This is a genomic window from Veillonella criceti, from assembly GCF_900460315.1.
GTDB lineage: Bacteria > Bacillota > Negativicutes > Veillonellales > Veillonellaceae > Veillonella_A > Veillonella_A criceti.
The window spans coordinates 32,469-58,584 of sequence record NZ_UHIO01000001.1; the positions used below are offsets into that span (position 1 = coordinate 32,469).

The 26,116-nt window shown below is 36.9% G+C and carries 24 protein-coding genes; all 24 read left to right on the plus strand.

Features of this window, described 5'->3' with window-relative positions; genetic code table 11:
- Positions 1 to 7: 7 nt before the first annotated feature.
- The 24 genes from DYE54_RS00160 (at position 8) to DYE54_RS00275 (ending at position 26,112) form a co-directional block, all read left to right on the plus strand.
- A complete protein-coding gene (locus DYE54_RS00160) occupies positions 8 to 976 on the plus strand; it encodes an ABC transporter substrate-binding protein (RefSeq protein ID WP_115309334.1) in 969 nt (322 codons plus the stop codon).
- Positions 963 to 1,973, plus strand: coding sequence for a FecCD family ABC transporter permease (locus DYE54_RS00165; RefSeq protein ID WP_115309335.1), 1,011 nt, complete (start codon positions 963 to 965; stop codon positions 1,971 to 1,973). Before DYE54_RS00160 ends, DYE54_RS00165 begins: the two co-directional genes overlap by 14 nt.
- Complete coding sequence (locus DYE54_RS00170) at positions 1,970 to 2,761, plus strand: ABC transporter ATP-binding protein (RefSeq protein WP_115309336.1); 792 nt, start codon at positions 1,970 to 1,972, stop codon at positions 2,759 to 2,761. Before DYE54_RS00165 ends, DYE54_RS00170 begins: the two co-directional genes overlap by 4 nt.
- Positions 2,762 to 2,826: 65 nt before the next feature.
- Positions 2,827 to 3,342: a flavodoxin family protein gene (locus DYE54_RS00175; protein ID WP_115309337.1), complete on the plus strand. Its 516-nt coding sequence runs from the start codon at positions 2,827 to 2,829 to the stop codon at positions 3,340 to 3,342.
- Positions 3,343 to 3,605: 263 nt separating this feature from the next.
- Positions 3,606 to 5,696: a TonB-dependent receptor plug domain-containing protein gene (locus DYE54_RS00180; protein ID WP_115309338.1), complete on the plus strand. Its 2,091-nt coding sequence runs from the start codon at positions 3,606 to 3,608 to the stop codon at positions 5,694 to 5,696.
- 274 nt (positions 5,697 to 5,970) lie between these two features.
- Positions 5,971 to 6,921, plus strand: coding sequence for an aspartate carbamoyltransferase catalytic subunit (locus DYE54_RS00185; RefSeq protein WP_115309339.1), 951 nt, complete (start codon positions 5,971 to 5,973; stop codon positions 6,919 to 6,921).
- Positions 6,905 to 8,194 carry a dihydroorotase gene (locus DYE54_RS00190; RefSeq protein ID WP_115309340.1) on the plus strand — a complete coding sequence of 430 codons (1,290 nt, stop codon included), beginning with the start codon at positions 6,905 to 6,907 and terminating at the stop codon, positions 8,192 to 8,194. Before DYE54_RS00185 ends, DYE54_RS00190 begins: the two co-directional genes overlap by 17 nt.
- The gene (carA, locus tag DYE54_RS00195; RefSeq protein ID WP_115309341.1) at positions 8,191 to 9,261 is read left to right on the plus strand and encodes a glutamine-hydrolyzing carbamoyl-phosphate synthase small subunit; all 1,071 of its coding nucleotides are present in this window, start codon (positions 8,191 to 8,193) and stop codon (positions 9,259 to 9,261) included. Before DYE54_RS00190 ends, carA begins: the two co-directional genes overlap by 4 nt.
- Before the next feature lie 13 nt (positions 9,262 to 9,274).
- Positions 9,275 to 12,478, plus strand: coding sequence for a carbamoyl-phosphate synthase large subunit (gene carB / locus DYE54_RS00200; RefSeq protein WP_115309342.1), 3,204 nt, complete (start codon positions 9,275 to 9,277; stop codon positions 12,476 to 12,478).
- 7 nt (positions 12,479 to 12,485) lie between these two features.
- Positions 12,486 to 13,385, plus strand: coding sequence for a dihydroorotate dehydrogenase electron transfer subunit (locus tag DYE54_RS00205; RefSeq protein WP_115309343.1), 900 nt, complete (start codon positions 12,486 to 12,488; stop codon positions 13,383 to 13,385).
- 53 nt (positions 13,386 to 13,438) lie between these two features.
- Positions 13,439 to 14,395 carry a dihydroorotate dehydrogenase gene (locus tag DYE54_RS00210; protein ID WP_115311046.1) on the plus strand — a complete coding sequence of 319 codons (957 nt, stop codon included), beginning with the start codon at positions 13,439 to 13,441 and terminating at the stop codon, positions 14,393 to 14,395.
- 364 nt (positions 14,396 to 14,759) lie between these two features.
- On the plus strand, positions 14,760 to 15,206 hold the full coding sequence (locus tag DYE54_RS00215) for a HutP family protein (RefSeq protein ID WP_115309344.1): 447 nt from the start codon (positions 14,760 to 14,762) through the stop codon (positions 15,204 to 15,206).
- Entirely contained in the window at positions 15,196 to 15,915 is a 720-nt protein-coding gene (locus tag DYE54_RS00220; RefSeq protein WP_115309345.1) for a glycosyltransferase family 32 protein, read from the plus strand. The genes DYE54_RS00215 and DYE54_RS00220 overlap by 11 nt, the downstream gene beginning before the upstream one ends.
- 61 nt (positions 15,916 to 15,976) lie before the next feature.
- Positions 15,977 to 16,900, plus strand: coding sequence for a glycosyltransferase (locus DYE54_RS00225; protein ID WP_115309346.1), 924 nt, complete (start codon positions 15,977 to 15,979; stop codon positions 16,898 to 16,900).
- Positions 16,901 to 16,992: 92 nt separating this feature from the next.
- Complete coding sequence (locus DYE54_RS00230) at positions 16,993 to 18,159, plus strand: nucleotide sugar dehydrogenase (RefSeq protein ID WP_115309347.1); 1,167 nt, start codon at positions 16,993 to 16,995, stop codon at positions 18,157 to 18,159.
- A 212-nt stretch (positions 18,160 to 18,371) separates the two neighbouring features.
- The gene (gene infC / locus DYE54_RS00235) at positions 18,372 to 18,893 is read left to right on the plus strand and encodes a translation initiation factor IF-3 (protein WP_202922154.1); all 522 of its coding nucleotides are present in this window, start codon (positions 18,372 to 18,374) and stop codon (positions 18,891 to 18,893) included.
- 18 nt (positions 18,894 to 18,911) lie between these two features.
- Positions 18,912 to 19,109, plus strand: a complete 198-nt coding sequence (gene rpmI / locus DYE54_RS00240; RefSeq protein WP_006555054.1) for a 50S ribosomal protein L35 — start codon at positions 18,912 to 18,914, stop codon at positions 19,107 to 19,109.
- Between the two features lie 35 nt (positions 19,110 to 19,144).
- On the plus strand, positions 19,145 to 19,495 hold the full coding sequence (rplT, locus tag DYE54_RS00245; protein WP_115309349.1) for a 50S ribosomal protein L20: 351 nt from the start codon (positions 19,145 to 19,147) through the stop codon (positions 19,493 to 19,495).
- A gap of 125 nt (positions 19,496 to 19,620) precedes the next feature.
- The gene (rfbB, locus tag DYE54_RS00250; RefSeq protein ID WP_115309350.1) at positions 19,621 to 20,598 is read left to right on the plus strand and encodes a dTDP-glucose 4,6-dehydratase; all 978 of its coding nucleotides are present in this window, start codon (positions 19,621 to 19,623) and stop codon (positions 20,596 to 20,598) included.
- 53 nt (positions 20,599 to 20,651) lie between these two features.
- Entirely contained in the window at positions 20,652 to 21,719 is a 1,068-nt protein-coding gene (locus tag DYE54_RS00255) for a glycosyltransferase (RefSeq protein WP_115309351.1), read from the plus strand.
- Between the two features lie 55 nt (positions 21,720 to 21,774).
- The gene (locus DYE54_RS00260) at positions 21,775 to 22,500 is read left to right on the plus strand and encodes a glycosyltransferase family 2 protein (protein ID WP_115309352.1); all 726 of its coding nucleotides are present in this window, start codon (positions 21,775 to 21,777) and stop codon (positions 22,498 to 22,500) included.
- 11 nt (positions 22,501 to 22,511) lie between these two features.
- The gene (locus DYE54_RS00265) at positions 22,512 to 23,480 is read left to right on the plus strand and encodes a glycosyltransferase family 2 protein (RefSeq protein ID WP_115309353.1); all 969 of its coding nucleotides are present in this window, start codon (positions 22,512 to 22,514) and stop codon (positions 23,478 to 23,480) included.
- Between the two features lie 189 nt (positions 23,481 to 23,669).
- Positions 23,670 to 25,547 (plus strand): LTA synthase family protein, encoded by a 1,878-nt coding sequence (locus tag DYE54_RS00270; protein ID WP_245935668.1) that lies wholly within the window; start codon positions 23,670 to 23,672, stop codon positions 25,545 to 25,547.
- Positions 25,548 to 25,746: 199 nt separating this feature from the next.
- The gene (locus DYE54_RS00275) at positions 25,747 to 26,112 is read left to right on the plus strand and encodes a RidA family protein (RefSeq protein ID WP_115309354.1); all 366 of its coding nucleotides are present in this window, start codon (positions 25,747 to 25,749) and stop codon (positions 26,110 to 26,112) included.
- Positions 26,113 to 26,116: the final 4 nt, after the last annotated feature.

Below are 26,116 nucleotides of genomic sequence, written 5' to 3' on the forward strand. Positions count from 1 at the left end.
TGATAGGTTGAAACGGTATATATTCGTTCCTGTAGTATTAGCTATCGTATGCGTGGTTGGTTTAGCGGTTTGGCTTACAGTAGGAACATCTTCCGCTTCAAGGGAAGCAACACGACAAGTAGTAGATGCAATGGGAACGAATGTAACGATTCCTGTTCACCCCAAACGAGTTGTCATTTTAAATACGGCTAATTTAGATATGTATTATGCCGCTGGTGGTCAAGCTGTGGGAAAGCCTAAATCTTCGTATTATTCAAAGGAATTATTGGCGCTGACGAAAGAGGTTCCCTCGGTAGGGACGATTCATAGCCCTAATGTGGAAGCTATTATTGGTCTTAATCCTGATTTGGTCATTGGTTTAAATGTTCCTTTTAATACCAATTTACGCGGTATGTTAGCACAAGCAGATATTCCATTATATATTAATAATTTAAATACCTATGAAGATGTAGTGGGGGAATTACGCTTTTTTGGAGAGCTAACTGGTCAGTCCGCTGTTGCCGATGCAACGGCTAAGGCGACTAAGGCGAACTATAATACATTAGTAGAGGGCGCTAAGACTAAAGTGGGACCGCGCACATTGATTATCTTTGGCGCACCTGGAAGTTTCAGTATGGCTACGAGCAACTCATTTAGTGGCAATATATTAAAGCTGTTAGGTGGGCATAATATTGCTGATTTAGATACAAGGGTAGAGGGCGACTTCGTACCTTTGAGTATGGAGTATGTGATCAAAACGGATCCAGAAGTTATATTCTTTATTAGTATGACACCGAAATCAGATAGTGTAGATGCTTTTAAACGAGAGATGCTTCTAAGTACAGCCTGGGCTGAGGTGAGTGCTGTTAAATCGCAACGAATATATTATTTGTCTGGTGGTTTATTTGCGGCTAATCCTGGTACACGGATTAGTGAAGCATTGACGATTATGTATGATGATTTATACGGAAAGGAGGCAACGTATGTCGAGCCTTAACTTGACTGTGGATGGACGACAACGACGAAGAAGACTTACTTATTTAGGGGCTGGTCTTGCTCTTTTGTTTGTTGTAATTACTGGCTTTTTATATGGCGCAGTATCCATTACTTGGCAAGAAATGATAAGTGTAGTTCAAGGACAGGGGGCGGCTGATACGGAGCGAATTCTTTATTATTTGCGATTGCCTCGCGTTATTTGTGCGGCCTTAGTGGGAATGAATTTAGCGTTAGCCGGTTGTATCTTACAAGGCGTCTTACATAATCCGTTGGCGGACCCAGGTATTATTGGGGTAACCGCTGGCGCTGGGGTAGCGGCTATGGCTGTTATGATTTTATCACCAGCGTTAACAATTTGGGTGCCCTTAGCAGCATTTGTAGGTGCTTTAGTTGCATTGGCGATTGTATTTCTATTAGCTTGGGACCGTGGCATTAATCCATTGCGTTTAATTTTAGCCGGCGTCGCAGTGGCGGCCTTTTTCGGCGGTGGTACGACAGCTTTATCTGTTATGTTTCCCGACCGGATTCAAGGGGTAGTCAATTGGTTGGCTGGTGGTTTTGCAGGGGCTCGTTGGTCCTATGTATGGATTATCTTACCTTATAGTATCTTAGGACTTTTGGGCGCTTTGTGGAATTATCGTAAATTAAATGCTTTACAAATGGGCGAAGAAGTAGCGTTATCCTTAGGTATTAATTTAAAACAGACACGCATTATTTTAGTTGTATTGGCTGCTGTTCTAGCTGCTTCATCGGTTAGTGTAGCAGGGCTATTGGGCTTTGTAGGTTTAATTGTGCCTCATTTAATGCGATTAGTAGTAGGCTCTGATTTTGAATATTTATTGCCTGCTTCCGCTGTTTTTGGGGCGGCTTTGTTAGTTGGTGCCGATACATTTGCACGTACTATTTTCAGTCCTAATGAAATTCCGGTGGGGATTTTCTTATCCTTTTTAGGCGCTCCGTTCTTTTTATATTTATTGAAACGGAGGAGCCGCGGATGACGAGAACTTTAGTAATGGATAAAGGGCGTATTGGCTATCAGACAAGAGCTGTAGGCGAAGACGTATCATTGCGGTTCGATACACCGGAAATTGTATCAATTATTGGACCAAATGGTTCTGGTAAATCAACGGTATTAAAAACGTTAGGTCGTTTATTAGAACCGTTAGGTGGCACAGTATATTTAGATGGTAAAGATATTCAAAGGATGAATTCTAAGGCGGTAGCTCGGATTATTTCTATGCTGCCTCAATCAGCACAGGCGCCGGCGGATATGACAGTGCGTGATCTCGTTTTATGCGGTCGTTTACCGTATCAAAATCCATTCAGTTCTTTGACAGCTGAAGATGTTAAGGCCGTACAGACTGCTTTAGAAGAAACGGGACTGGTGGAATTTCAACATCGCCCACTTAAAGATTTATCTGGTGGGGAACGACAACGAGCTTGGTTGGCGATGGCGGTGGCGCAAGAGCCAGATATTTTATTACTTGATGAGCCGACAACCTTTTTAGATGTGCGTTATCAGTTAGAGTTAATGAAGCTAGTGGTCAAACTCCATGAAACGCGTGGAATTACAGTTATTATGGTGCTTCATGATTTGAACCATGCCGCTCGTTTTAGTCAACGATTGATTGCGGTAAAACGAGGGCAGGTTGTAGCCGATGGCCCTGTGACTGAAATTTTTACAGAACCTGTGTTAAGTAATTTGTATGAAGTCGATATGGTATTTACTAAATTACTAATTGATGGCGAAGAACATACAATTTGCGTTCCTTATGAAAGTCGTTAATCTATGAGAGTATTTCATTAGTATTACGTTTTTATATGTTACATAAAGGAATAAAGGAGATTTCTATGAAGAGTATTGTTATTTATTCATCCCGTACGGGGAATACTAAACAAGTTGCCGAAGCGATTCTCACGGCTTTGCCAGAAGGGACGGCGTGTGTGCCGGTCAATGAAGCGCCTGCTGACCTTACCGCATATGATATTGTATTTATGGGCTTTTGGGCGGATCAAGGGAATGCGGATAAAGCAGCCCAAGCTGTGTTAAAACGTATTGATACAGATAAAGTGGCGTTATTTGCCACGTTGGGCGTACCGCCTATGTTACCACATGCTAAAGAAACCATGGTAGCTGCTACAGGGTTATTGCCTAAAGGGCAGACTCCTGTTGGTACATTTATGTGTCAAGGGAAAGTAGATCCTAAAGTAATTGAAATGATGTATAAAATGTTCCCTGAAGGACATCCTCATGGTCGTAGTGCGGAGCGAGATGAACGACATCGCTTAGGGGCAACGCATCCTGATGAAAATGATTTAGCTAATGCAGTGGCTTTTGCGAAAGAGGTAATGGCTAATTTAGGGTAATTTTGTGTGTTAGTAGTTTTCTTATGGGATAGTATTTACAAGTTTATATAATAATCGCTTCAAAGTTGAAGTTGTAATAGTAACTCCTCTATGAATGGTAAGTGCCAAATAGGCGACTCAGGGTGGTATAGCTGAGCTTATGATTCGTAGAGGAGTTTTTGTACAACTAACCATTAGGTATTGGGGTATAGGTTTCATAAGTGCGTAGTACTTATGAAACTAAGGGTTTAACAATGTGTGAATTTGTGTGAGGAGCAATTATTATGAATTACAAGAATCGGAAACAGCAGGTATTAAGTGTTTTAGTGTGTACTGCTTTAATGACATCAGGCGTCGTGGGCACTGTGCAAGGGGCAGATGAAACAACCTTGATGACGGAACAAGTGGTGGTAACGGCATCTAAAAAGGCGGAAACAATTAAAGCCGCTCCACAGGCGGTAGAAGTGATTACGGCAGACGATATGAAACAAATGGGGGCCACTGATTTAGTATCGGCGTTGCAGTTAGCAGATAATGTGAGTCTTTCCGAATCCGCTATGACGGGGAATCAAGTGATGATTCGAGGGATGGATACGAAGCATAGCTTAATTTTGGTAGATGGCAAGCGCATTGCCGGGGAAGATACGGATAGTACCGCTAATGTATATACATTAGGGCGAATGAGTTTAGATACAGTGGAACGAATAGAAATTGTTCGTGGGGCTACCAGTTCTTTATATGGTTCTGATGCCATTGGTGGGGTCATTAATATTATTACGAAAGTGCCTGATACAGCAAGTACTACCGTAGGTTTTAACACAGGGACTCGACAAGTAAATAATTATTATCGCTATAATACTGGTAAAGTAGGCCGTTGGAATGTGACAGCAGGCGCACAGTTTACGAAGGTACGGCCGATTAATATTTTTACAGAAACGGTGGCGTCAGCTAATAAAGTAGGGAGTGAAGGGTATAATCGCTACCTATTTGGTAATCGGCAAAATTTTGATGTAAGTGCTACCTATGATTTTGAAAATGCTAACCAAAATAAACTCCGTTTGGATGCTAATTATTTCAAAGAGCATTTACGCACTGAATTAGCTGATGTACAAGGCTTAAATCGAGGTATGAAATATGATCAGCAAAAAGATAAAGTGGAGCATTATGATAATGCCGGATATGGTATGGGTGTAACCTATACGGGTAAAACGGAAAAGAATGATTATATGGTGCGTACCTATTATAATCAATTGAAAAAAGAATATGATATGAAAAATGATGTAGATTTTTCTTTCTTAGGTCGTTTCAGTCCTATGGCGCAACAAATGATGGAAAAAATGTATCCTAAATCTGACTATGATAAGGCGAAATATTATACATGGGTAACGGAAGCACAAAATACGATGGCTGTAAATGAGCAACATACGTTAACCTTTGGTGGTGAATATCGTAAAGTGTATTATGCTGGTACACGCCTTGGTGGTCAGGCCGATGCTAAGGGAATCAAAAATCAAGAAGCACATACAGTTAATTCATACGCGGGCTTCTTGGAGGATACGTGGCAAGTAAATGACAAATTGATTTTGCAGCCATCTGTTCGTTATGAACATCATAATTCTTTTGGGTCTAATGTATCACCCCATATTGGCTTAAATTATAGTATTACGGATACGCTGCGCTTTAAAGCTAATTATGGGCGTGCATTTAAAGCGCCCACAGTTTCAGAGTTATACATGAATATGTGGCATAGTCCAGGCCCTATCATGGTTAATGTGGTAGGGAATCCTAAGTTAGAGCCGGAGAAGTCAAGAAACTTTGATGTTTCCTTAGAAGGGGAGTATGGCAATACCTTTGGTAAAATAACGTATTATAATAACAAGGTAAGTAATTTGATTAACTATAATCAATGGACAGATTCACAAACACGCATTATTCATGCAGAATATGTAAATGTGAATAAAGCGCAAATTAATGGTGTAGAATTGAGTGTAGGCCACAAATTAAGTGATCGATTAACTTTGAAAGGCACCTATAATTACATTAATGCCCAAGATAAAAGTAAAAATACCCGATTGTTAAATCGTCCTAAATCGGTGATGACGATTCAATTAGTATATGATGACAATAAACCAACGGGGTATAGTGCCATGCTTTGGAATACCTTTACGCATGACTATGCTTATTCAGTTAATAAAGGGCGTGGCAGTAGCTCGTATGACCTATATTCGTTTAATACGTTGAATGCTTCTGTAACACGTCGTTTTAACTCTGATTTTTCCGCTTTTGTAGCTGTAAATAATATCTTAGATAAACAAGTAGCGGATCTTAATATGTATGGTCGTTTATGGCGTGTGGGAGCTGAAATGAAGTTTTAATTAGTAGATATTGAGTATGCAAAAGTAAACATGATACGCATCTTGACAGGCTTCCTTTAGACAGGTAAAATATAAAAAGAAGAAACAGAAGGATGGTACGAGAGACCGTTCGTTTCCACAATTTATTACCTTTTAAGTTAGTCCTGTGAGGCTAGTAAAGGATTATGGTAGGCACTCTGCTTGGAGTGTATCATTATGTCTGCTATAGACCTTTTGCCACAGGCAAAAGGTCTTTTTTGTTTATACACAGGAATCTCAGTTAAGGAGGCTGACAATGGGAGAAGTAAGTTTAAAAGGCAAGCATTTGCTAGGATTGCAGCATGCCACAAAGGAAGAAATTGAACTTATATTGCGTGTAGCCAAGAAGATGAAAAAAATCGTATTATCAGACGATAAAAAGCATCCTCTATTGAAAGGCAAATCCATCATTAATTTATTTATGGAGAATAGTACGCGTACTCGTAGTTCCTTTGAATTAGCTGGGAAATATTTAGGGGCTGACGTTATTAATATTACCAAAAGTGGTAGCTCCATGGCCAAAGGGGAAAGCTTCCGCGATACCTTATTAACGGTATCTTACATGGGAACTGACGCGATTGTAATGCGTCATAGTGCGGAAGGGTCGCCTTTATATGCTACTAAAGTTGTGGATCCTATCATTATTAATGCTGGTGATGGTGCTCATGAACACCCAACCCAAGCATTACTTGATATGTATTCTATTATTGAACGCAAAGGTTCGTTAGAAGGATTGAAAATCGTAATTGCTGGCGATATTATGCACAGTCGTGTAGCTCGCAGTGATATTTATGGTTTCACCAAAATGGGAGCTGATGTACATTTAGTAGGGCCTCGTACCTTACTGTATCCTGAATTAGCGAAGATGGGCGTTACGATTCACCACGATGTGCGTGAAGCGGTAAAAGATGCCGATGTAGTTAACGTACTTCGCATCCAATTAGAACGTATTAATTCTGCTTTATATCCAACAAATCGTGAATATGCACGTATCTTTGGAATCAATAAAAATGTATTGTCTTTAGCAAAAGATGACGTAATGGTTATGCATCCAGGTCCTATGAATCGCGGCCTTGAAATTGCTCATGATGTAGCATACAGTGATGAATCAGCTATTCAAGAACAGGTACGCAATGGCGTAGCTATCCGTATGGCTGTATTATACTTGACGATTGTAGGAGGTGACGGCAGTGAACTTGCTGATTAAAGGTGGAACCGTAGTAAATCCAAAAAAACAACAACATGAAGTAGCCGATATTTTGGTGAAAGAAGGTAAGATTGCTGCTATTGGTCAAAATTTGAGTGCTGATGGAGCCGAAGTCTATGATGCGACGGGCCTTATTGTAACGCCAGGTCTTATTGATATGCATACGCATTTACGCGAACCCGGTCAAGAAGCCAAAGAAGACTTTTATAGTGGTACACAAGCAGCCGCTGCTGGTGGTTTTACACGCATTGCTACGATGGCCAATACAAAGCCAGTAGTTGATAATGCGGCTTTAGTTCGTGGTCTTCAAAAACAGGCTGAACTCACTGGGATTGTAAAAGTTGAATTTATTGGCGCTGTCAGCAAAGGCTTAGAAGGCAAAGAACTAGCTGAAATGGGTGACATGGCGGAAGCAGGTGTAGTGGGCTTTTCTGATGATGGTCACTATGTAGAAAGTGCTGCTTTCATGCGCCGTGCGTTAGAATACTCTAGCATGTTTAACAAACCGGTTATTGACCATGCTGAAGAGGTAAGTTTGACACATGAAGGTCATATGCATGAAGGCTTTGTAGCTTATGAAATGGGCGTTAAAGGTCGTCCGGCAGTAGCCGAAGATATGGCCGTAGCTCGTGATTTATTGCTTGCTGATATGACTGGTGGTCACATCCACATTGCTCATGTAAGCAGTAAAGATACGGTTGACCAGATTCGGGCTGCTAAAGCGAAAGGGATTAACGTAACTTGTGAAGTAACGGCACAGCATTTATCCTTTACTGATGAATACTTGCGTGAATATAATCCTGCTTTTAAGATGGCACCTCCTATTCGTTCGGAAGAGCATCGTCAAGCTCTTTTAGCAGGTGTTAAAGATGGTACGATTGATGCGATTATTACTGACCATGCACCACATGCAGAAGAAGAAAAAGATGTAGAATTTTGCTGTGCACCAAATGGTTTTAGTGGTCTTGAAACATCGTTGGCCGCTGTATTGACACATACATATAAAACAGGCATTTTAAGCCTTGATGAAATTGTAACTCTCATGAGCGTTCGTCCAGCTGAAATTATGGGCGTAGAAGCGGGCGTTTTAGAAGTAGGTAAACCAGCTGATATTACTGTATTTAGTACCGATGAAGAGTGGACGGTAGACCGCAATCTATTCTATACTAAAGGTAAGACGAGTCCGTTTGATGGTATGACATTAACGGGCAAAGCTAAATTGACTGTAGTAGATGGCGAAGTTGTAATGAAAGAGGGAGTTGTGACTCAGTGAAAGGCAAATTAGTATTACAAGACGGTTCCGTGTATGAAGGCAAACTCCTTGGGGGCGCGCCTATTCTCGGCGAAGTTGTATTTAATACCGGTATGACCGGCTATCAAGAAATTTTAACTGATCCATCCTATGCTGATCAGATTATTACGCTAACGTATCCATTAATTGGTAACTATGGGGTGTATCGCGATATTGCGCAAGCACCAAAACCATATTGCCGTGGCATGATTGTAGGAGAACTTTGTACGTTCCCAAGCAATTGGCAAAATGAAGGCTTATTTGAGGAATATTTGCGTGCTTATGGTATCCCTTGTTTGTATGATGTGGATACTCGAGCTATTACGCGTAACATTCGTAATCATGGGGTTATGAAAGGGGTTATTTGTTCTGTAGATACACCGCAAGAACGTATTGATGCCTTATTACAACAAGACTTACCAACTGACCAAGTTATGCAAGTAACCACGAAATGGCAAGGCTATCGTGGTAGTGAAAATGCAGAGTTTCACGTAGCTGTATATGACTTTGGGGTAAAAGAAAGCATTTTAAAATCCCTAGAAGCTTGTGGTTGTCGTTTAACGATTTTCCCAGCAGATACGAAAGCAGAAACTGTGTTGGCTGAAAATCCAGATGGCATTTTCTTATCCAATGGACCGGGCGATCCACAAGATTTACAATTTGCTGTAGCAGAAGTTAAAAAATTGCTCGATAAAAAACCAATCTTTGGTATCTGTATGGGCCATCAAGTATTATCACTAGCTTATGGTGGCTCCACCTATAAATTACGTTTTGGTCATCGTGGTTCTAATCATCCAGTAAAAGATTTAGCGACCGGACGTGTGTACATTACATCACAAAACCATGGGTATGCTGTGGATGAAACTAGTTTAGCTAATGCAGATGTGACCATTACGCATCGCAGTGTGAATGATAATACGGTAGAAGGGATGAAGCATAATAGCTTACCTATTATGTCGGTACAGTATCATCCAGAAGCTTCGCCAGGACCAACTGACAATCTCTACTTATTTGACCAATTCAAAGCATTAATGAAAGCACATAAATAGAAAGGGCTGACCAATGACAATGGACAAGAAAAAAATACTCGTTATCGGATCGGGCCCGATTATTATCGGCCAGGCAGCGGAATTTGACTATGCAGGTACTCAGGCTTGCCGTTCCCTTCGTGAAGAGGGGTATGAAGTAGTATTGGTAAACTCCAATCCTGCTACGATTATGACAGACCGTGACATTGCGGACCGTGTTTATATTGAGCCTATTAGTTTAGAATTTGTAACGGAAGTTATCCGTAAAGAACGCCCGTATGGGTTATTGGCTACCTTAGGTGGTCAGGTAGGCCTTAATATGGCGGTAGAACTTTCTGAAGCAGGGGTTCTTGAAAAATATGATGTAAAACTATTAGGTACCACTTTAGCGGCGATTAAACAGGCAGAAGACCGTGAGCTTTTCAAAGAAGCGATGGAACGCATTAATCAGCCAGTGCCTGAAAGTGATATTTTCAGTGATGTAGATGAAGCGGTGGCATTTGCTAATCGCATTGGGTATCCAATCATTATCCGCCCAGCGTATACCTTAGGTGGTACTGGCGGCGGTATTGCTACCAACGAAGAAGAAATGTACATGATTGCTCTTCGCGGTATTAAATTGAGCCCCATTCACCAGATTTTGGTAGAACGCTCTGTAGCTGGTTGGAAAGAAGTAGAATATGAAGTAATGCGTGATAGTGCGGATAACTGCATTATCGTATGTAATATGGAAAACATCGACCCTGTTGGGGTTCATACCGGTGATTCTATCGTTGTGGCACCAAGCCAAACGTTGAACGATATTCAATATCAAATGCTTCGTACGGCTTCGGTAGATATTATTCGTTATCTTGAAATCGAAGGGGGCTGTAACGTACAGTACGCCTTAGATCCATATAGCAATCAATACTATGTAATTGAAGTTAATCCGCGTGTGTCTCGTTCCTCCGCATTGGCTTCTAAAGCAACAGGGTATCCAATTGCTAAAGTGGCAGCCAAAGTTGCTTTAGGAATGACCTTAGATAGCATTACTAATGCCGTTACAGGTGAAACAAAAGCTTGCTTTGAACCATCTCTTGACTATGTGGTAACAAAATTCCCACGTTGGCCATTTGAAAAATTCAATTTAGCTGACCGTACACTTGGCACACAAATGAAAGCAACCGGCGAAGTTATGGCCATTGACCGTACACTCGAAGGGTCTTTGTTAAAAGCGATTCGCTCTTTAGAAATTGGCTTAGATCATATCGAGCTTAAGAAAATTGCCCATGAAACACCAGAACAATTGATTGAACGCCTTCGTTTAGTTGATGATGAACGTATTTATGTAGTAGCGCAAGCCCTTCGTGCGGGCATCAGTGTGGAAAAAATCCACTATATTACAAAGATTGATATGTTCTTTATCAATAAGATTAAAAATATCGTAACGCTTGAAAATAAATTAGCTAGTGAAGGCATTACCGAAGATAATCTTCGCACCGCTAAACGCTATAGCATGCCAGATAAGGTGATTGCTCGCTATGCTAAGGTAAGTGCTGACGATGTATTAGCTAAACGTCAGGAATTAAATATGTTCCCAACATACAAATATGTAGATACTTGTGCGGCAGAATTTGAAGCACATACACCTTACTACTATAGCGCCTATGCTACCGAAGATGAAGTTGTGCCACGTGGCGATAATAGTGTTATCGTTCTTGGTTCTGGCCCAATTCGTATCGGTCAAGGGGTCGAATTCGACTACTGTTCCGTACATTCTTCTTGGGCTCTTCGTAAAGCAGGTAAGCAATCCATTATTATTAATAATAATCCGGAAACAGTAAGTACGGACTTTGATACATCGGATAGCTTATACTTTGAGCCATTAACGGTAGAAGACGTAATGGAAGTTATCCGCAAGGAAAATCCAATCGGTGTTATTGCTCAGTTTGGTGGTCAAACGGCTATCAATTTAGCCGGCCCATTGGCTGAACGAGGTGTTAAAATTCTTGGCACTTCAGTAGATAGCATTGATATGGCGGAAGACCGTGAACGCTTTGATGAACTGTTAGCAGAGCTTGGTATCCCTCGTCCAGTAGGGGCATTAGTAACAAGTCATGAAGAAGCTTTACAAGCAGCGGCTCGTTTATCCTATCCACTTATCGTACGCCCATCCTATGTATTAGGTGGTCGTGCTATGGAAATTGTGTACAATGACCAAGAGCTTGATGTGTATATGAAAGAAGCGGTAGTGGCTTCTAAAGATCATCCTGTATTGATTGACCGTTACATGGTAGGTATGGAAGTTGAAGTTGATGCGATTGCGGATGGGGAAGATGTATGTATCCCTGGTATTATGGAACAAATCGAACGTGCTGGTGTTCACTCTGGTGACTCCATTGCCGTATATCCAGCGCAACACTTATCCCAAGAAATTACGGATCAAATTGTAGATTATACGCAACGTATTGCTCGTGGTCTTAATGTAAAAGGGATTGTCAATATCCAGTACATCGTAGCTAATGGTGAACTTAATGTAATCGAAGTTAACCCTCGTTCTAGCCGTACCGTGCCGTTTATTAGTAAAGTAACGGGTATTAACATGATTGAATACGCAACGCGTATTGCTCTTGGTGAAACGATTAAATCTACGGGTTTACCAACTGGTTTAGTGCCAGCTAAAGATTATGTAGCAGTGAAAGCACCAGTATTCTCCTTCTCCAAAATGGGACTTGTTGAAATTGCCTTGGGCCCTGAAATGAAGTCCACTGGTGAAGTTATGGGGATTGGTCGCACGTATTCCGAAGCCTTATTTAAGGCAATTCATGGGGCTAACATGCGTATTCCTGAAAAAGGTCATATCCTTATGACGGTGGCTGACCGTGATAAAGAAGAAGCGGCTCGTTTGGCCAAAGGTTTTATCGACCTTGGTTATCATATCCAAGCTACTGGCGGTACCGGTAAATACTTTGAAGAACATGGCATTCCTTGCGTGATTGTTAATAAAATTCACGAAGGGGCTGACAACTGTGCGGATTTGATTCGTCAAGGCAAAGTAGACTTGATGTTAAATACATTAACCTATGGTAAACGTCCTGAACGTGAAGGCTTCCAGCTTCGTCGTTTAGCTGTTGAAATGGGTACGCCTTGTTTGACATCCTTAGATACAGCTCGTGAAGTATTGCGTGTAGTAGCTGGTCGCGCTAATGAAGAAATTAAGATTGACGTAGAAGCGTTACAAGATTTTGAGATGGAGTGATAGACGCATGAGCGGTTATGTAGAAATGGCGCGAGTGCTCCGCAATGAGCAAATTGGCGCAGACGTATGGATTATGAATCTATATGCGCCTAAACAGGCCGCTGAGGCTGAAGTAGGGCAATTTTGTAATGTTCGTGTGACTGGTGGCACGGCGCCTTTGTTGCGTCGTCCTATCAGCTACGCAGGTTTTGATAAAGAAGAAGGTACCATTACCTTACTCTATCGTGTAGTAGGGACTGGTACTGAAATGATGACTTGCCTAAAAGAGGGCGATGTGTTAGATTGCTTAGGACCTCTTGGTAGTCGTTTTGAAATGACAGACAATATGCTCCTCATTGGTGGTGGTGTAGGGATTGCACCTATGCTTTGTATTGCGTCTAAATTAAATGATGTAGAAGATACTATGCGCTATACCAATGAAGAAGATGAAACCGTCATTCAGCCAGTGGCTTCCCGTAAAGCTACCGTTGTATTGGGGTTCCGGAATGAAAGTGAAACGTTCTGGGCTGATTTATTTAAGGACTGCCCAGTAGATGTGTATATTACTACCGATGATGGTAGTGTAGGGACTAAAGGCTTTCCAACGGCTATTATGGGGGAACTAATTCAATCGGAGCGTGGTGAAGTGAAACGTCAGTTGCCTCCATATTCAGCACGCAAAGAGGAAGGTACGAGTGCTATTAATGGCTTTACTAGCGTAATGACCTGTGGTCCTACACCGATGATGAAAGGCGTAGCTAAGGTAGCTGAAGAATATAGTGTACCTTGTCAAGTATCGCTAGAAGAACGCATGGGCTGTGGTACTGGCGGTTGTTTAGGCTGTGGTTGCCATGGCCGTGGTGGTAAACGTTACAAAGTATGTAAAGAAGGTCCTGTATTCCCTGCTGAGGAGGTGTTTTTCGAATGAGTCATGAACATTTATCTCAGCTAGGCGCTCATGGTGAACTAGGCTATAAACACATGGATCATACTAAAGATTTAAATGGTAAACAGCCGTCGTATCCTGAGTTAGCGGTTGATTTCTGTGGGATTAAAATGAAAAATCCTATCGTAGCAGCCTCCGGTACCTTTGGGTTTGGCCTTGAATATGCCGATTATCTTGATCTTAGCCATGAAGTAGGGGCTATTTCTGTAAAAGGGTTAACGCCTCAAGCCCGTAATGGGAATGAAGGCACTCGTATTGCTGAAACGCCATCAGGTCTTTTGAACTGTATTGGTCTTGAAAACCCTGGCGCAGAAGCTTTTGTAGAGCATATTTTACCAGAGCTAAGAAAATATGATGTGCCAATTTTAGCTAATATTTCAGCTGCTGATGTGGAAGGGTATGCTTTCATGGCAAAAACTTTGACTGTAGAAGGCATTGCTGGTTTTGAAGTTAATATTAGCTGCCCTAATGTAAAAAATGGTGGCATGGCTTTTGGCGTTTGCGCTGATAGTGCAGCAGCTGTATGTAAGATTGTTCGTGAAAATACCGATTTGCCTGTCATTATGAAGCTATCACCTAATGTAACGGATATTGTGGAAATTGCTAAAGCGGTAAAAGCTGCCGGTGCTGATGGTCTTAGCTTAATTAATACCTTGCTTGGTATGGCAATTGATATTAAAACACGCCGTCCAATACTAGGCAATTTATATGGTGGTTTGTCTGGTCCTGCTGTAAAACCAGTGGCACTTCGTTTAGTGCATCAAGTATCACAAGCCCTTGATTTACCAATTATGGGGATGGGCGGTATTATGACGGGGGCGGATGCTATTGAATTTATGTTGGCTGGTGCCGATATTGTATCCGTTGGTACAGCGTCCATGGTGAATCCACAAGCAATTGGACAAATTGCCCGTGAAATGCATGAATACTGCGAAACAAATGACGTAGGTCATATAAGTGAAGTAGTAGGCGTTTTGTTGCCATATAAGTAAAAAGTTGATTCGTTTTGTGAATGTAAAAAACTGGCTTGAAAGTGTTAAGAGAGTTTGAACTGAAGATAGAGATAACTATATATAAGTTTACAGATTAGTATATAGTTAAAGGTGTAATTAAAGAAAACCCAGTACTACGTTGGGGAACGTGGTGCTGGGTTTTGTGTGTTTTGTCCTATACCCCTGTGTTTTTATAAGTTTAAACTATTAGAATATGATATAATAAAAGAAATGTTTTATGCGAGTAAAGTTAAATAAATCAAGTGAATTTTTTTATGTGAGTAAGATAGGCTGTTTTGTAATATGCGTTAAGATTTTTTCGTTAGATATTAGTGTATTAAGTGTAGGATGGTAGGAGGCATACATGGAATATAATAGTATTGCAATTGGTAGAGCTGCTTTGCAGTTGGCAATTACAGAAACACGGCAAAAAGAACAAGAATTGCGTAAAGTGTTGCAGGATAAAGGGATTCGTTCGGTAGCAGTTGACTTTGGTGGTCAATTTTTGCAGTCTATTCCTAAAATTATTGAACATGCCGTAGTAGCGGCGCAACGGCAAAAAGTAGTAGCAGATAATCATATTGGTGAAGGAGCTGTCATTGGCGCCACACAAGAAGCGTTAGAGCAGTTAAAACGTAAAGCCACAGGACTTAACGTAGGTGGTAAGATTGGCATTGCGCGCTATCGGGAGCATATTAGTGTGGCGATTTATATTGGTGTAGGTATTTTGCATTTGAATGAAATTGCGGTGGCCATTGCACATAGAAGCTTGCCGGCAAGGGAAGAAGTAGGAGAAAAAAGTGATACCTAAAATTATCCACTATTGTTGGTTTGGTGGTAAGCCATTACCAAAAAAATATAAAAAGTATATAGAAACATGGAAAAAATATTGCCCAGATTATGAAATTATAGAATGGAATGAAAATAATTTTGACATAAATCAAAATAGATTTTGTAAAGAGGCTTATGAAGCTAAAAAATGGGCTTTTGTAGCTGACTATGTAAGATTAAAAGTTTTATGTGAATATGGAGGCATCTATCTTGATACAGACATAGAAGTTTGCAAGTCCTTTGATAAGATTTTGGGCTATGATGCCTTTGTAGGTTTTGAGTCAAGTGATTGTATTTCTACAGCAACAATAGGGTCTGAAAAATCCGGAGAATGGATTACTTATTTACTCAGTTATTATGATGATAAATCTTTTTTTGAGGTTGATGGTGGAGTAAAATTAATAACAAACGTGATAATTATAACTAAAATGACAAAAGCGCGTTATAATATTATTTTTAATAATAAATTTCAAATTTTTGGTGAAAATAATGCCTTATTTCCGTTTGAAGTATTTTGTGCTAAAGAATTTGGAACTGGAAGGAATAGAAAAACTGATAATACATATACAGTACACCATTTTTCGGGCAGTTGGCTTACTCCTTACGGAAAATATAAACAAATTAGTCATCAAATAAGACATAGAGTAAAAAATACAATTAAATCATATTTTAAAAATTTAAAATCATAATTAGAGGTAAGCAATAATTTTTGAGGATAATTATTATATATTTTAGTTGAGGAAATTCTAGGTGGAAGATAAATTATTATCAGTTATTATTCCGGTATATAAAGTGGAAAAATATTTACAGCGGTGTGTAGACTCAGTACTATCTCAGACTTATAAAAATTTAGAAGTTATTTTGGTTGATGATGGATCTCCTGATAGATGCGGTCAAATTTGTGATGAATATCTTGAAAAAGATAATAGGATTGTTGTGTTACATCAGGAGAATCAAGGACCAAGTGGAGCACGTAATAATGGATTGTCTATTGCAAAAGGAGAATATATTGCTTTTGTAGATAGTGATGATTGGTTAGATACCAATATGTATAAATCTTTAATTGAATTAATTGAAACATATGATTTAGATATGGCAAGGTGCTCAGTTAATATATCTGATGGAATAAGCAAATCCTCAGTATTACCTAAGGGAAATATTATTAATAAAGTTATTAAAGATGACGATGTTTTTGAATTATATTTTACAGAGTTTTTATGTAAAATTGTATGGAATGTTGTTTATAAACGTAATATTATAGAAGGGATTTTATCTCCAGAAAGATGTCATGCTCAGGATAATTATGTATCTGGCAGATATTTATATAGGACTAAGCGTTTAATGATTTCAGATCAATGTTTGTACTATTATTTTACTAATCCAGCTGGTATAACAAATGGTGGTCAAAAAAGGTTATTAGATATTTGTATCTGTTCAAAATTATTACGCGATGATTTAGTTAAACATGAAGGATTAACTAAAGAATTGTATATACAATGTTTGAATAGAAAACTTGCTAGAGAATTATTTCATTTTATTAGAGCTAAATCTGAAAAATATAGAATTAAATCTGTAGATAAAGAACAATACAAATTTATTAATACATATTTGGATTTTGGACGAAAAATTAGATTTAATTTTTCGTTGAAGAAAAAAGGTATAAAAGTTATGTAATTGAATATAATGAATTTACTAACATTCATTAAGAGTTTTTATTGAGTGATTTGAGGGAAGATAATCATATCAATTCTTGAAAGGAATAAAATATGAAAATAGCTGTAGCAGGTATAGGATATGTAGGACTAGCTAATGGCTTATTGATTGCACAACATCATGAAGTTATAGCATTAGACATTCTTCCTGATAAGGTTGAATTGGTGAATAAAGGAATTTCGCCTATTGTGGATGAAGAAATTTCTAAGTTTTTAAAACGAGATGATATAAACTTTAAAGCAACGCTAGATTCTAAAGTTGCTTTTACTGATGCAAAGTTTGTAATTATTTCAACCCCCACAAATTATGACCCAAAGAAGAATTTCTTTGACACTACTTCTGTAGAAGCAGTTCTTGAAGCGGTTTTAGAGATAAATCCTGAAGCAGTTATGATTATTAAATCTACAGTGCCCGTGGGTTATACTTTGCAAATGAGAGAAAAATATCAAACAGATAATATTATTTTCTCTCCTGAATTTTTGCGAGAGGGAAAAGCCTTATATGATAATTTATATCCTTCACGAATTGTAGTTGGCGAACAATCAGAACGAGCAGTCGAGTTTGCTAATTTATTAGTAGAGGGGGCTATAAAAAAAGATATTCCTATGGTTTTCACTGGTTCTACTGAAGCAGAAGCAATAAAACTTTTTACTAATACTTATTTAGCATTGCGAGTGGCTTATTTTAATGAATTAGATTCATATGCAGAAATTCTAGGTTTGAATACGGCAGAAATTATTAATGGTGTATGTTTAGATCCACGGATTGGTGATTTTTATAATAATCCATCCTTTGGTTATGGTGGATACTGTTTACCAAAAGATACAAAACAATTATTGGCTAATTATCATGATGTACCACAAAATTTGGTATCAGCTATTGTAGAGGCAAACCGTACTCGTAAGGAACATATTTCTGATATGATTTTGGAGCATAATCCAAAAGTAGTAGGTGTATATAGATTAACTATGAAGAGTGGTTCTGATAATTTTCGGGATTCGGCGATTCAAGGTGTTATGAAACGGATTAAGGCAAAAGGGGTTAAAGTTGTTATATATGAACCTACATTGTTAGAAGATGATTTTTTTCACTTGCGTGTGATTCGTGATTTAGATGAATTTAAAAGAGTGAGTGATATGATTGTAACCAATCGTTGGTCAGATGATTTACAAGATGTGAAAGATAAAGTATATACGCGTGATTTATTTGATAGAGATTAGTGTATCTAAATAGTAAAAATACACTTGACATCATAGCCTTTAAACGATATACTATTTAAGTACTCTTTTAAGAGTGGTTTAAGAAGTAGAGGCCATCCGCTTCTCACCTATTGTCTCGAAATAATAGGTTGAATACATTAACTGTTATGTTAGCTAGTTACGGATGGCATTATGCCGTCCGTTTTTTATTTATAGAGAAAAAATTGTTGGAGGTGACTATTATTAGCAAAGATACGCCGCGCATTAATGAAGAAATTCGCGCCCGTGAAGTTCGTGTGGTAAGTGCCGATAATGAGCAATTAGGGATTATGTCGGCTCGTGAAGCTCTTGCGTTAGCTGAAGAACATCAATTGGACTTAGTAGAAGTGGCACCAAATGGTAAGCCACCAGTATGTCGAATTATGAATTACGGTAAATATCGTTATGAGCAACAGAAGCGCGAAAAAGAAGCTAAGAAAAAACAGAAGACTTTTACTTTGAAAGAAGTAAAACTTCGTCCCCATATTGAGGATCATGATTTCTATGTTAAAATGAAAAATGCTACAAAATTTTTAGCAGAAGGTAACAAAGTAAAAGTTACAATCATGTTCCGTGGCCGTGAATTGAGCCATCCTGAATTGGGTCAGAATGTATTAACCCGTTTTGCCAAAGAATTGGAAGAACAGGCAGTTGTTGAAAAAGCAGCTAAGCTTGAAGGGCGAAACATGACGATGATATTAGCAAAAAAAGGATAATTGAGGAGGATATTAGTTATGCCAAAAATTAAAACTCGCCGTGCAGCGGCTAAACGTTTTGTACCGACTGGTAGCGGTGAATTCAAACGTGCGAAAGCATTTAAGAGCCATATCTTGGAAAAGAAATCCCCAGCTCGTAAACGCAATCTTCGCAAAGCAACTTTGGTTAGCAAAGCCGACTACAAACGCGTTGCTAAATGCTTACCATACGCTTAATAGTTAGAATTACTGGATAATGGAGGAAATATACAATGGCTAGAGTGAAAAAGGGCGTTACAGCTCATGCACGTCATAAGAAAATTTTAAAATTAGCTAAAGGCTATCGTGGTACACGTAGTCGTTTGTTCAAAAAAGCAAACGAAACGGTAATGAAAGCATTATATTATGCTCGTCGTGACCGTCGTGCGAAAAAACGTGAATTCCGCAAATTGTTCATTACTCGTATCAACGCAGCAGCTCGTTTGAACGGTATGAGCTATAGCCGTTTTATCGCTGGTTTGACTAAAGCTGGTGTTACAGTAGACCGCAAAATGTTAGCTGATCTTGCTGTTAACGATGCAGCAGCTTTTGCTAAATTTGTTGAAGTAGCTAAAAACGCATAAAAACTATAATTAATAAAGTGGTGTAAATCTTGTATATTAAGATTTGCACCACTTTTTATTTTAAGTTATAGTAGTATTAATATAGTGTAAGTATTAGTTTGTAATAATGATTAAGGTAGTATTCTATGACTATTATAGTAACAGGTGGAGCTGGTTTTATCGGTTCAAATTTTATATTTTATATGTTAAATAAATATCCCACATATCGTATTATCTGTATAGATAAATTGACATATGCTGGAAATCTATCTACATTAGCAAGTGTTATGGACAAACCTAATTTTTGCTTTTTTAAAATAGATATTTGTGATAAAAATGAAATTGAACAGATTTTTATAAAAGAAAAACCAGATGTGTTGGTTAATTTTGCTGCTGAATCTCATGTGGATCGCTCTATTGAGAACCCTAATATTTTTTTAGAAACTAATATTATGGGGACAGCGGTACTTATGGATACATGTCGTAAATACGGCATCAAGCGATATCATCAAGTTTCGACTGACGAAGTATATGGTGATTTACCATTAGATAGAGCGGATTTATTTTTTACAGAATCTACACCACTTCATGCAAGCTCGCCTTATAGTAGCTCTAAAGCTGGAGCTGATTTATTAGTTTTAGCTTATTATAGAACGTATGGATTACCTGTTACTATTTCTCGCTGCTCTAATAATTATGGACCTTATCATTTTCCTGAAAAATTGATTCCTTTAATGATTACGAATGCATTAAAGGATAAGTCTTTACCTGTATATGGTGAAGGTAAAAATGTTCGTGATTGGTTATATGTGGAAGATCATTGTAAAGCTATTGATTTAATTATTCATAAAGGCCGTGAAGGGGAAGTATATAATGTTGGCGGTCATAATGAAATGGCTAATATTGATATAGTTAAATTAATTTGCAAAGAATTGGGCAAATCGGAGAACTTAATCACTTATGTAACAGATCGTAAGGGGCATGATATGCGTTATGCTATTGATCCTACTAAAATCCATACAGAACTTGGTTGGTTACCAGAAACTAAATTTGCTGATGGTATTAAAAAGACTATTCAGTGGTATTTAGATAACCGTGAATGGTGGGAAGACTTGATAAGATAGAAAATAGTAATAGGAAATGCATGATATATTCTTAAGTGTAACAAGGTGGTATGATGAGTAAAAGGAAAGTTTTTGTTTTAAAAGAAGTTTTGGAAGACGGATATAATGCTGGAAGTAAGGCTCGTATTGATATTGATGAAATATTAGCACGATATGGATTTCCTTATATTAGTAATTATTCGGGATATGCTAAGCGGTTACCAGGCGTAAAAAATTATTTAAAATATCGATTGCAATGCAAATGGAATAGATTAAAGACGATATATCATATGTATAAATTAGATAGGAGATGGAATGATAAAGACTTGTTATTTATACAATTTCCAGATTATTCACCAGCAATTGTGCATAAATATCTTTATAAATGGGTTAAAAATAAAAAAACAATAGTTTTGATTCATGATATTGATGAGTGGCGATATACAAATCAAAATAAAATTGTAGATAGTATATTGAATGATGCAGAATACTTAGTCGTACATAATGAAAGAATGAAACAGCGATTACAGGTAGAAGGTATTATTAAACCTAAAATAGTTTCACTTGATGTTTTTGACTATTTAATGAAAAAAGAAGTAAAAGATTCAGTATATTTTAAATCAGTGATATTTGCTGGAAATTTGACTAAATCTCAATTTTTGAAATCTTGGATTGCATTAGAGCGAAACTATAGAATTGATTTATATGGTAATGGTTTAGTTGATGATATTAATAATGAGAATAAAGTTAAATATCATGGTAGTTATACTGCTGACGATTTATTAGAGCATTTAAGCTATGGATTTGGTCTTGTGTGGGATGGAGATTCAGTAGAAACTTGTTCTGGTAAGATAGGAGAGTATACTAGGTGGAATAATCCACATAAATTTTCTCTATATATGGCTGCAGGTATTCCAGTTTTTGTATGGAAAGAGTCTGCTATTTCGGATATAGTAATAAAGAATAAATTAGGCTATGCAGTTGGCTCTTTAAAAGAAATTGATGAAATACTATTAACAATTACAGAGAAAGAGTATTATGAATTATGTGAAAATGTAAAGAGCATTCAAAAAAAGGTAGGTATTGGGGGATATTTTACTGTGGCATTAGATAGAATTTTGGAACAAGAGCAAATTATGTAGATTATTTTGAACCATATTTAGTAATATATAAGTAATATTAAATTTAGAGGATTATATGTTAACAGTAGTAATATTAGCAAAAAACGAAGAATTAAATATAGTTGAAGCCATAGAGAGTGCTAAAAAAGTATCCTCAAAAGTCTTAGTGATTGATTCAGGAAGTGAGGATAGTACAGTTTTATTAGCTGAATCTGTTGGCGCTAAGGTAATTAGTCGTGAGTGGGATAACAATTTTGCAGCACAGCGTAATTTTGCATTAGAACATGTAGATACGAAATGGATATTCTATTTAGATGCAGATGAGAGGATAAATGACGAACTTGCTAAATCAATAAAGAAATTGGTTCGTGAAGATAAAGATGCACTTTATGAAATTGAGCGTAGAAATAGTGCTTTTGGTAGAGAATTTAAGTATGGAGTGTTGTCTTCTGACACAGTAAAACGACTATTTCCCACTCAAAAAGCTATATGGCAAGGAAAAGTTCATGAGTCGGTTGTAACTGATTTACCAACTATAATGATTGATGGATATATTCAGCATTATACGTATAGAGATTTTGATCAGTATATTTCTAAGATGAATACATATTCATCTATTTGGGCAAGAGATAGTCATAAAAAAGTAAGTTTGTTAAAAGATACAATATTTAGACCTGCTTTTGCTTTTTTTAAGATGTATATACTGAAATTAGGTTTTTTAGAAGGTTGGTTAGGATTTATTCTTGCTGTAAATTATAGCGTATATACTCTTAATAAGTATGCAAAGTTGAAGATGAAATAAAGGATATAGCAATGAAAAAAATATCTGTAATAGTTCCTGTTTATAAAGTAGAAAAATACATACATGAATGTGTTGATTCGATTCTTAATCAAACGTATAAGAATTTAGAAGTAATTTTAGTAGATGATGGTTCACCAGATAATTGTGGCAAAATATGTGATGAATATGCTATTAAGGATAAGCGTGTTAAGGTTATTCATAAGAAAAACGGTGGACTAAGTGATGCTCGTAATGCTGGTATTGAAGAGGCAAAGGGCGAAGTTATAAGTTTCATAGATAGTGATGATTATATAGATGCTAGTATGTTTAGCAATATGATAGAATATCTTGAAGATAATGATTTAGATATGGTTTGTGCCGATACTTTTATTGTAAGAGGAAATAGAAAGCGGTATAAATTACATTATAATAAAAATATCATTTATGATGGAATAATAGCATTAAATAAAATATTAAGCGGAAGAATTGATAATTCTGCTTGTAATAAGATTTATAAGAGGGAAATAATAGCGGATATTAGATTTCCTATTGGTAGGAAATATGAAGATGTAGCAACTATTTATAAGTATGTTTTCAATGCAAAGAGAGTAGGATATCTTTCACAAGCGGTTTATTATTATAGAAAAATAAGTACATCTATTACTGGCTCCTCTTTTAATAGTCAAAGTCGTTATGATTGCTTTATTGGTTATAGGGAACGTTTAGAGTTTGCGAAGTTACATCAATTAGACTGTATTCATGATTGTGAATTATTAGCCTTAGAAACGGCGTTATCGACATTAACAGTTTTTTATGCGCTAGGTGAGCATGAAAGCTCCGAACGTTATAGAGAAGTAATATCTTTTATTGAATCACATTTAAATATTAAACTTGTAGACAGGTTACGTAAAAAGCATAAGTTATTGCTATGGAGCTTTAAAAATTTTAAACCGTTACATAAGATATATGCAAAGTTATCTAGTTTATCAAAAAGGATTTAATAGTTGTAAATAATCTGTAAAAACCTTGTAAAAATGGTATAATAGTCAAAGTTAATACATTATGAATGTAGGTTACTTAGTTAGGATAATGTAGGAGTTCTTATGAAGTATTATAACCGTTTTTTATAAGGTTTTTTATTTGATATAAAGTTATTTATTTGGTTCTTAATATTGTTAAGCGTATTTCGTTTGATTTTTGTTTTAATGTTCAAAAATCAATTAGTAGATGGTTTACATTTGGTCGATTTAGCCGCTGTGTTATGGTATGGATTGAGACTGAGCCTAAAAACGAGTGGTATTGTTTTATTAGTTAGTTTTTTATTAGCTACTGTTATAGGTACGATATCTTCGTATTGGTTTAATAATATAAGTTATCGTATTAGACAATGGGTTGCTTATATTTCTACATTTATTTTTACACTTTTATTTTGTATTAGGATTCCGTATTATTCAATTTTTAATTCTTCTTTTAATTTAATGTTAGTCAATGGTGCTAATGATGATTTATCAGCGATTTTAGATACTGCGATAGAATCATATGGATTATTGTGGCGATTCCCTATAGCAATTTTATTAGGAGTTGGGTTAGCTTATATTGCATGGCTTTTTATTAGGAAACAATATAAGTGGCTCAATTCTTTAATTATTTTTAATGAAAGGGAATTAAAACGATTTTTTTATGTTAAAATACTTGCTTGTTTTATTTTAGTAGTTGGTGGTGCTGTATTTTTGCGATATGGTGGCGCATTTTCTTATAGTGGGTCAATTAATTGGGAAAGTGCAAGTAGATTACATTCTAATTTATTAAATGAGGCTATTTTAGACGATGGACAAGCTTTGTATCGTGTATATTCCAGTCAGAATCGGTTGAAAAAAGCTAGAACATTAACCGCAACTCCAGCTGAATTAAAAGAGATGATTCAATTGGTTGATGGAAATATCTCAGAAACAACAATTGATGAGTCATTTAAACGAACGATAAAAAACTCATATTTAAAAGAACAACCCAAGTCAGTTATTTTTATTTTAGGAGAATCTTATGGGTTATGGCCATTTTTAGATACTTTTAAAGGACCAGGGAATTACTTAGTTCAAGAAGCAGAGTCGTTAGCAAGGTCACCTAGAGGCATTCTTTTGGAAGGCCTAGCATTTGGTGCTGGTACAATGGGAGCTGTTAATGGCTATGTAACAGGACTACCCGATACAGGTTTATATCCTAATTATGAAAAAACAAGTTATAACCAAATATATGCTATGGGCATTGGTAATATGATGAAACAGTTAGGTTATAAAACTGTATTTTGGTATGGTGGTTTTGGTGCTTGGCAAGATATTCGCAAGTTTACTTTAGCGCAAGGGTTTGATGAATTTCATGAATCGAGCTCTTTTAAAAATCAACAAGGTAATGCATGGGGCGTACCTGATAAGGTGTTATTTCAAGAAGTTGAATCTTATATGCAACAATATAAAGGGGAAAAGGTGTTTCATTTTATTTTAACTACTAGTAATCACCCACCTTATGATATTGATGTTAAGCATGAAGGCTTTAATTTAAGTAAAGTGACTAATCATCAAATATCAGAATTGCCTCAAGATGATAAAAGAATTAATGAACTCGGTCATATTTGGTATGCTGATCATGTAATGGGAGAATTTGTTAAGCGTACAGAAGAGCATAATCCTGATACTTTGTTCATTATTACTGGTGATCATAGTGAACGTTTTACATTTAATAAAGAAGTGGATTTTAGAACAGCATCAGCAATTCCGATAATACTTTATGGTAAGGGAATAGATCATAATTGGTTGTTACCACAACCATATACAAGTGCTTTGCAATTAATTCCTACTATTGCAACATTAGTAGGAAAATCAGGGGATGTTTATTATAGTTTATTGCCTAGTATGTTTGAACCAACATCTTTTGTATTTAATTATAATTTATGGTTAGACAAAGAAGGGTATCATAAATTATCTGATGGTTTATCTAATCGTCAAAAAAAATATGTAGAGGCAATTAAAACGATAGCTATGTGGAGAATTATAAAAGGAAATAGTATAGAGTAAGTGAGAAAAATGTGGCTCCAAGGAAAATTAACTTGGAGCCACATTTTTTGTATTAGATATTCCGAATATAAATTTATAAAAAAGTATACAAAAATATAAAATGGTATTGAAAATATATTGTTTTAGGTGTAGAATATCAGTAAAGAAGATAAAAAAATATTTAAATGTATAATAAATTATATGACAGGCGGTGATAGTTATGAATTTAAAAAAATCAGTCATTCCTCATTATTCTTCATTTCTAAGAGTAAAGGGCGGTGAAACTATTTACATTTCAGGTCAATTACCTATTGATACAGAGACGAAAAAGCCGGTATCAAAAGAAACGAAAGACCAGGTACGTCTTGCATTAAAAAAAATGGAAGACATAATTAAAACTCAAGGAGGAGATCGATATCATATTGTAAAGACAGTAGCATATACTGACGATATATCAAATTGGGAAGATATAAATGAAGTATATAATGAATTTTTTGGTGAACATAAGCCAACGAGAACAATTGTTGCGGTAAAGGAAATTCATTTCGGTGTTAAGGTAGAAATAGAGGGTATTGCAGTTATTTAACTGA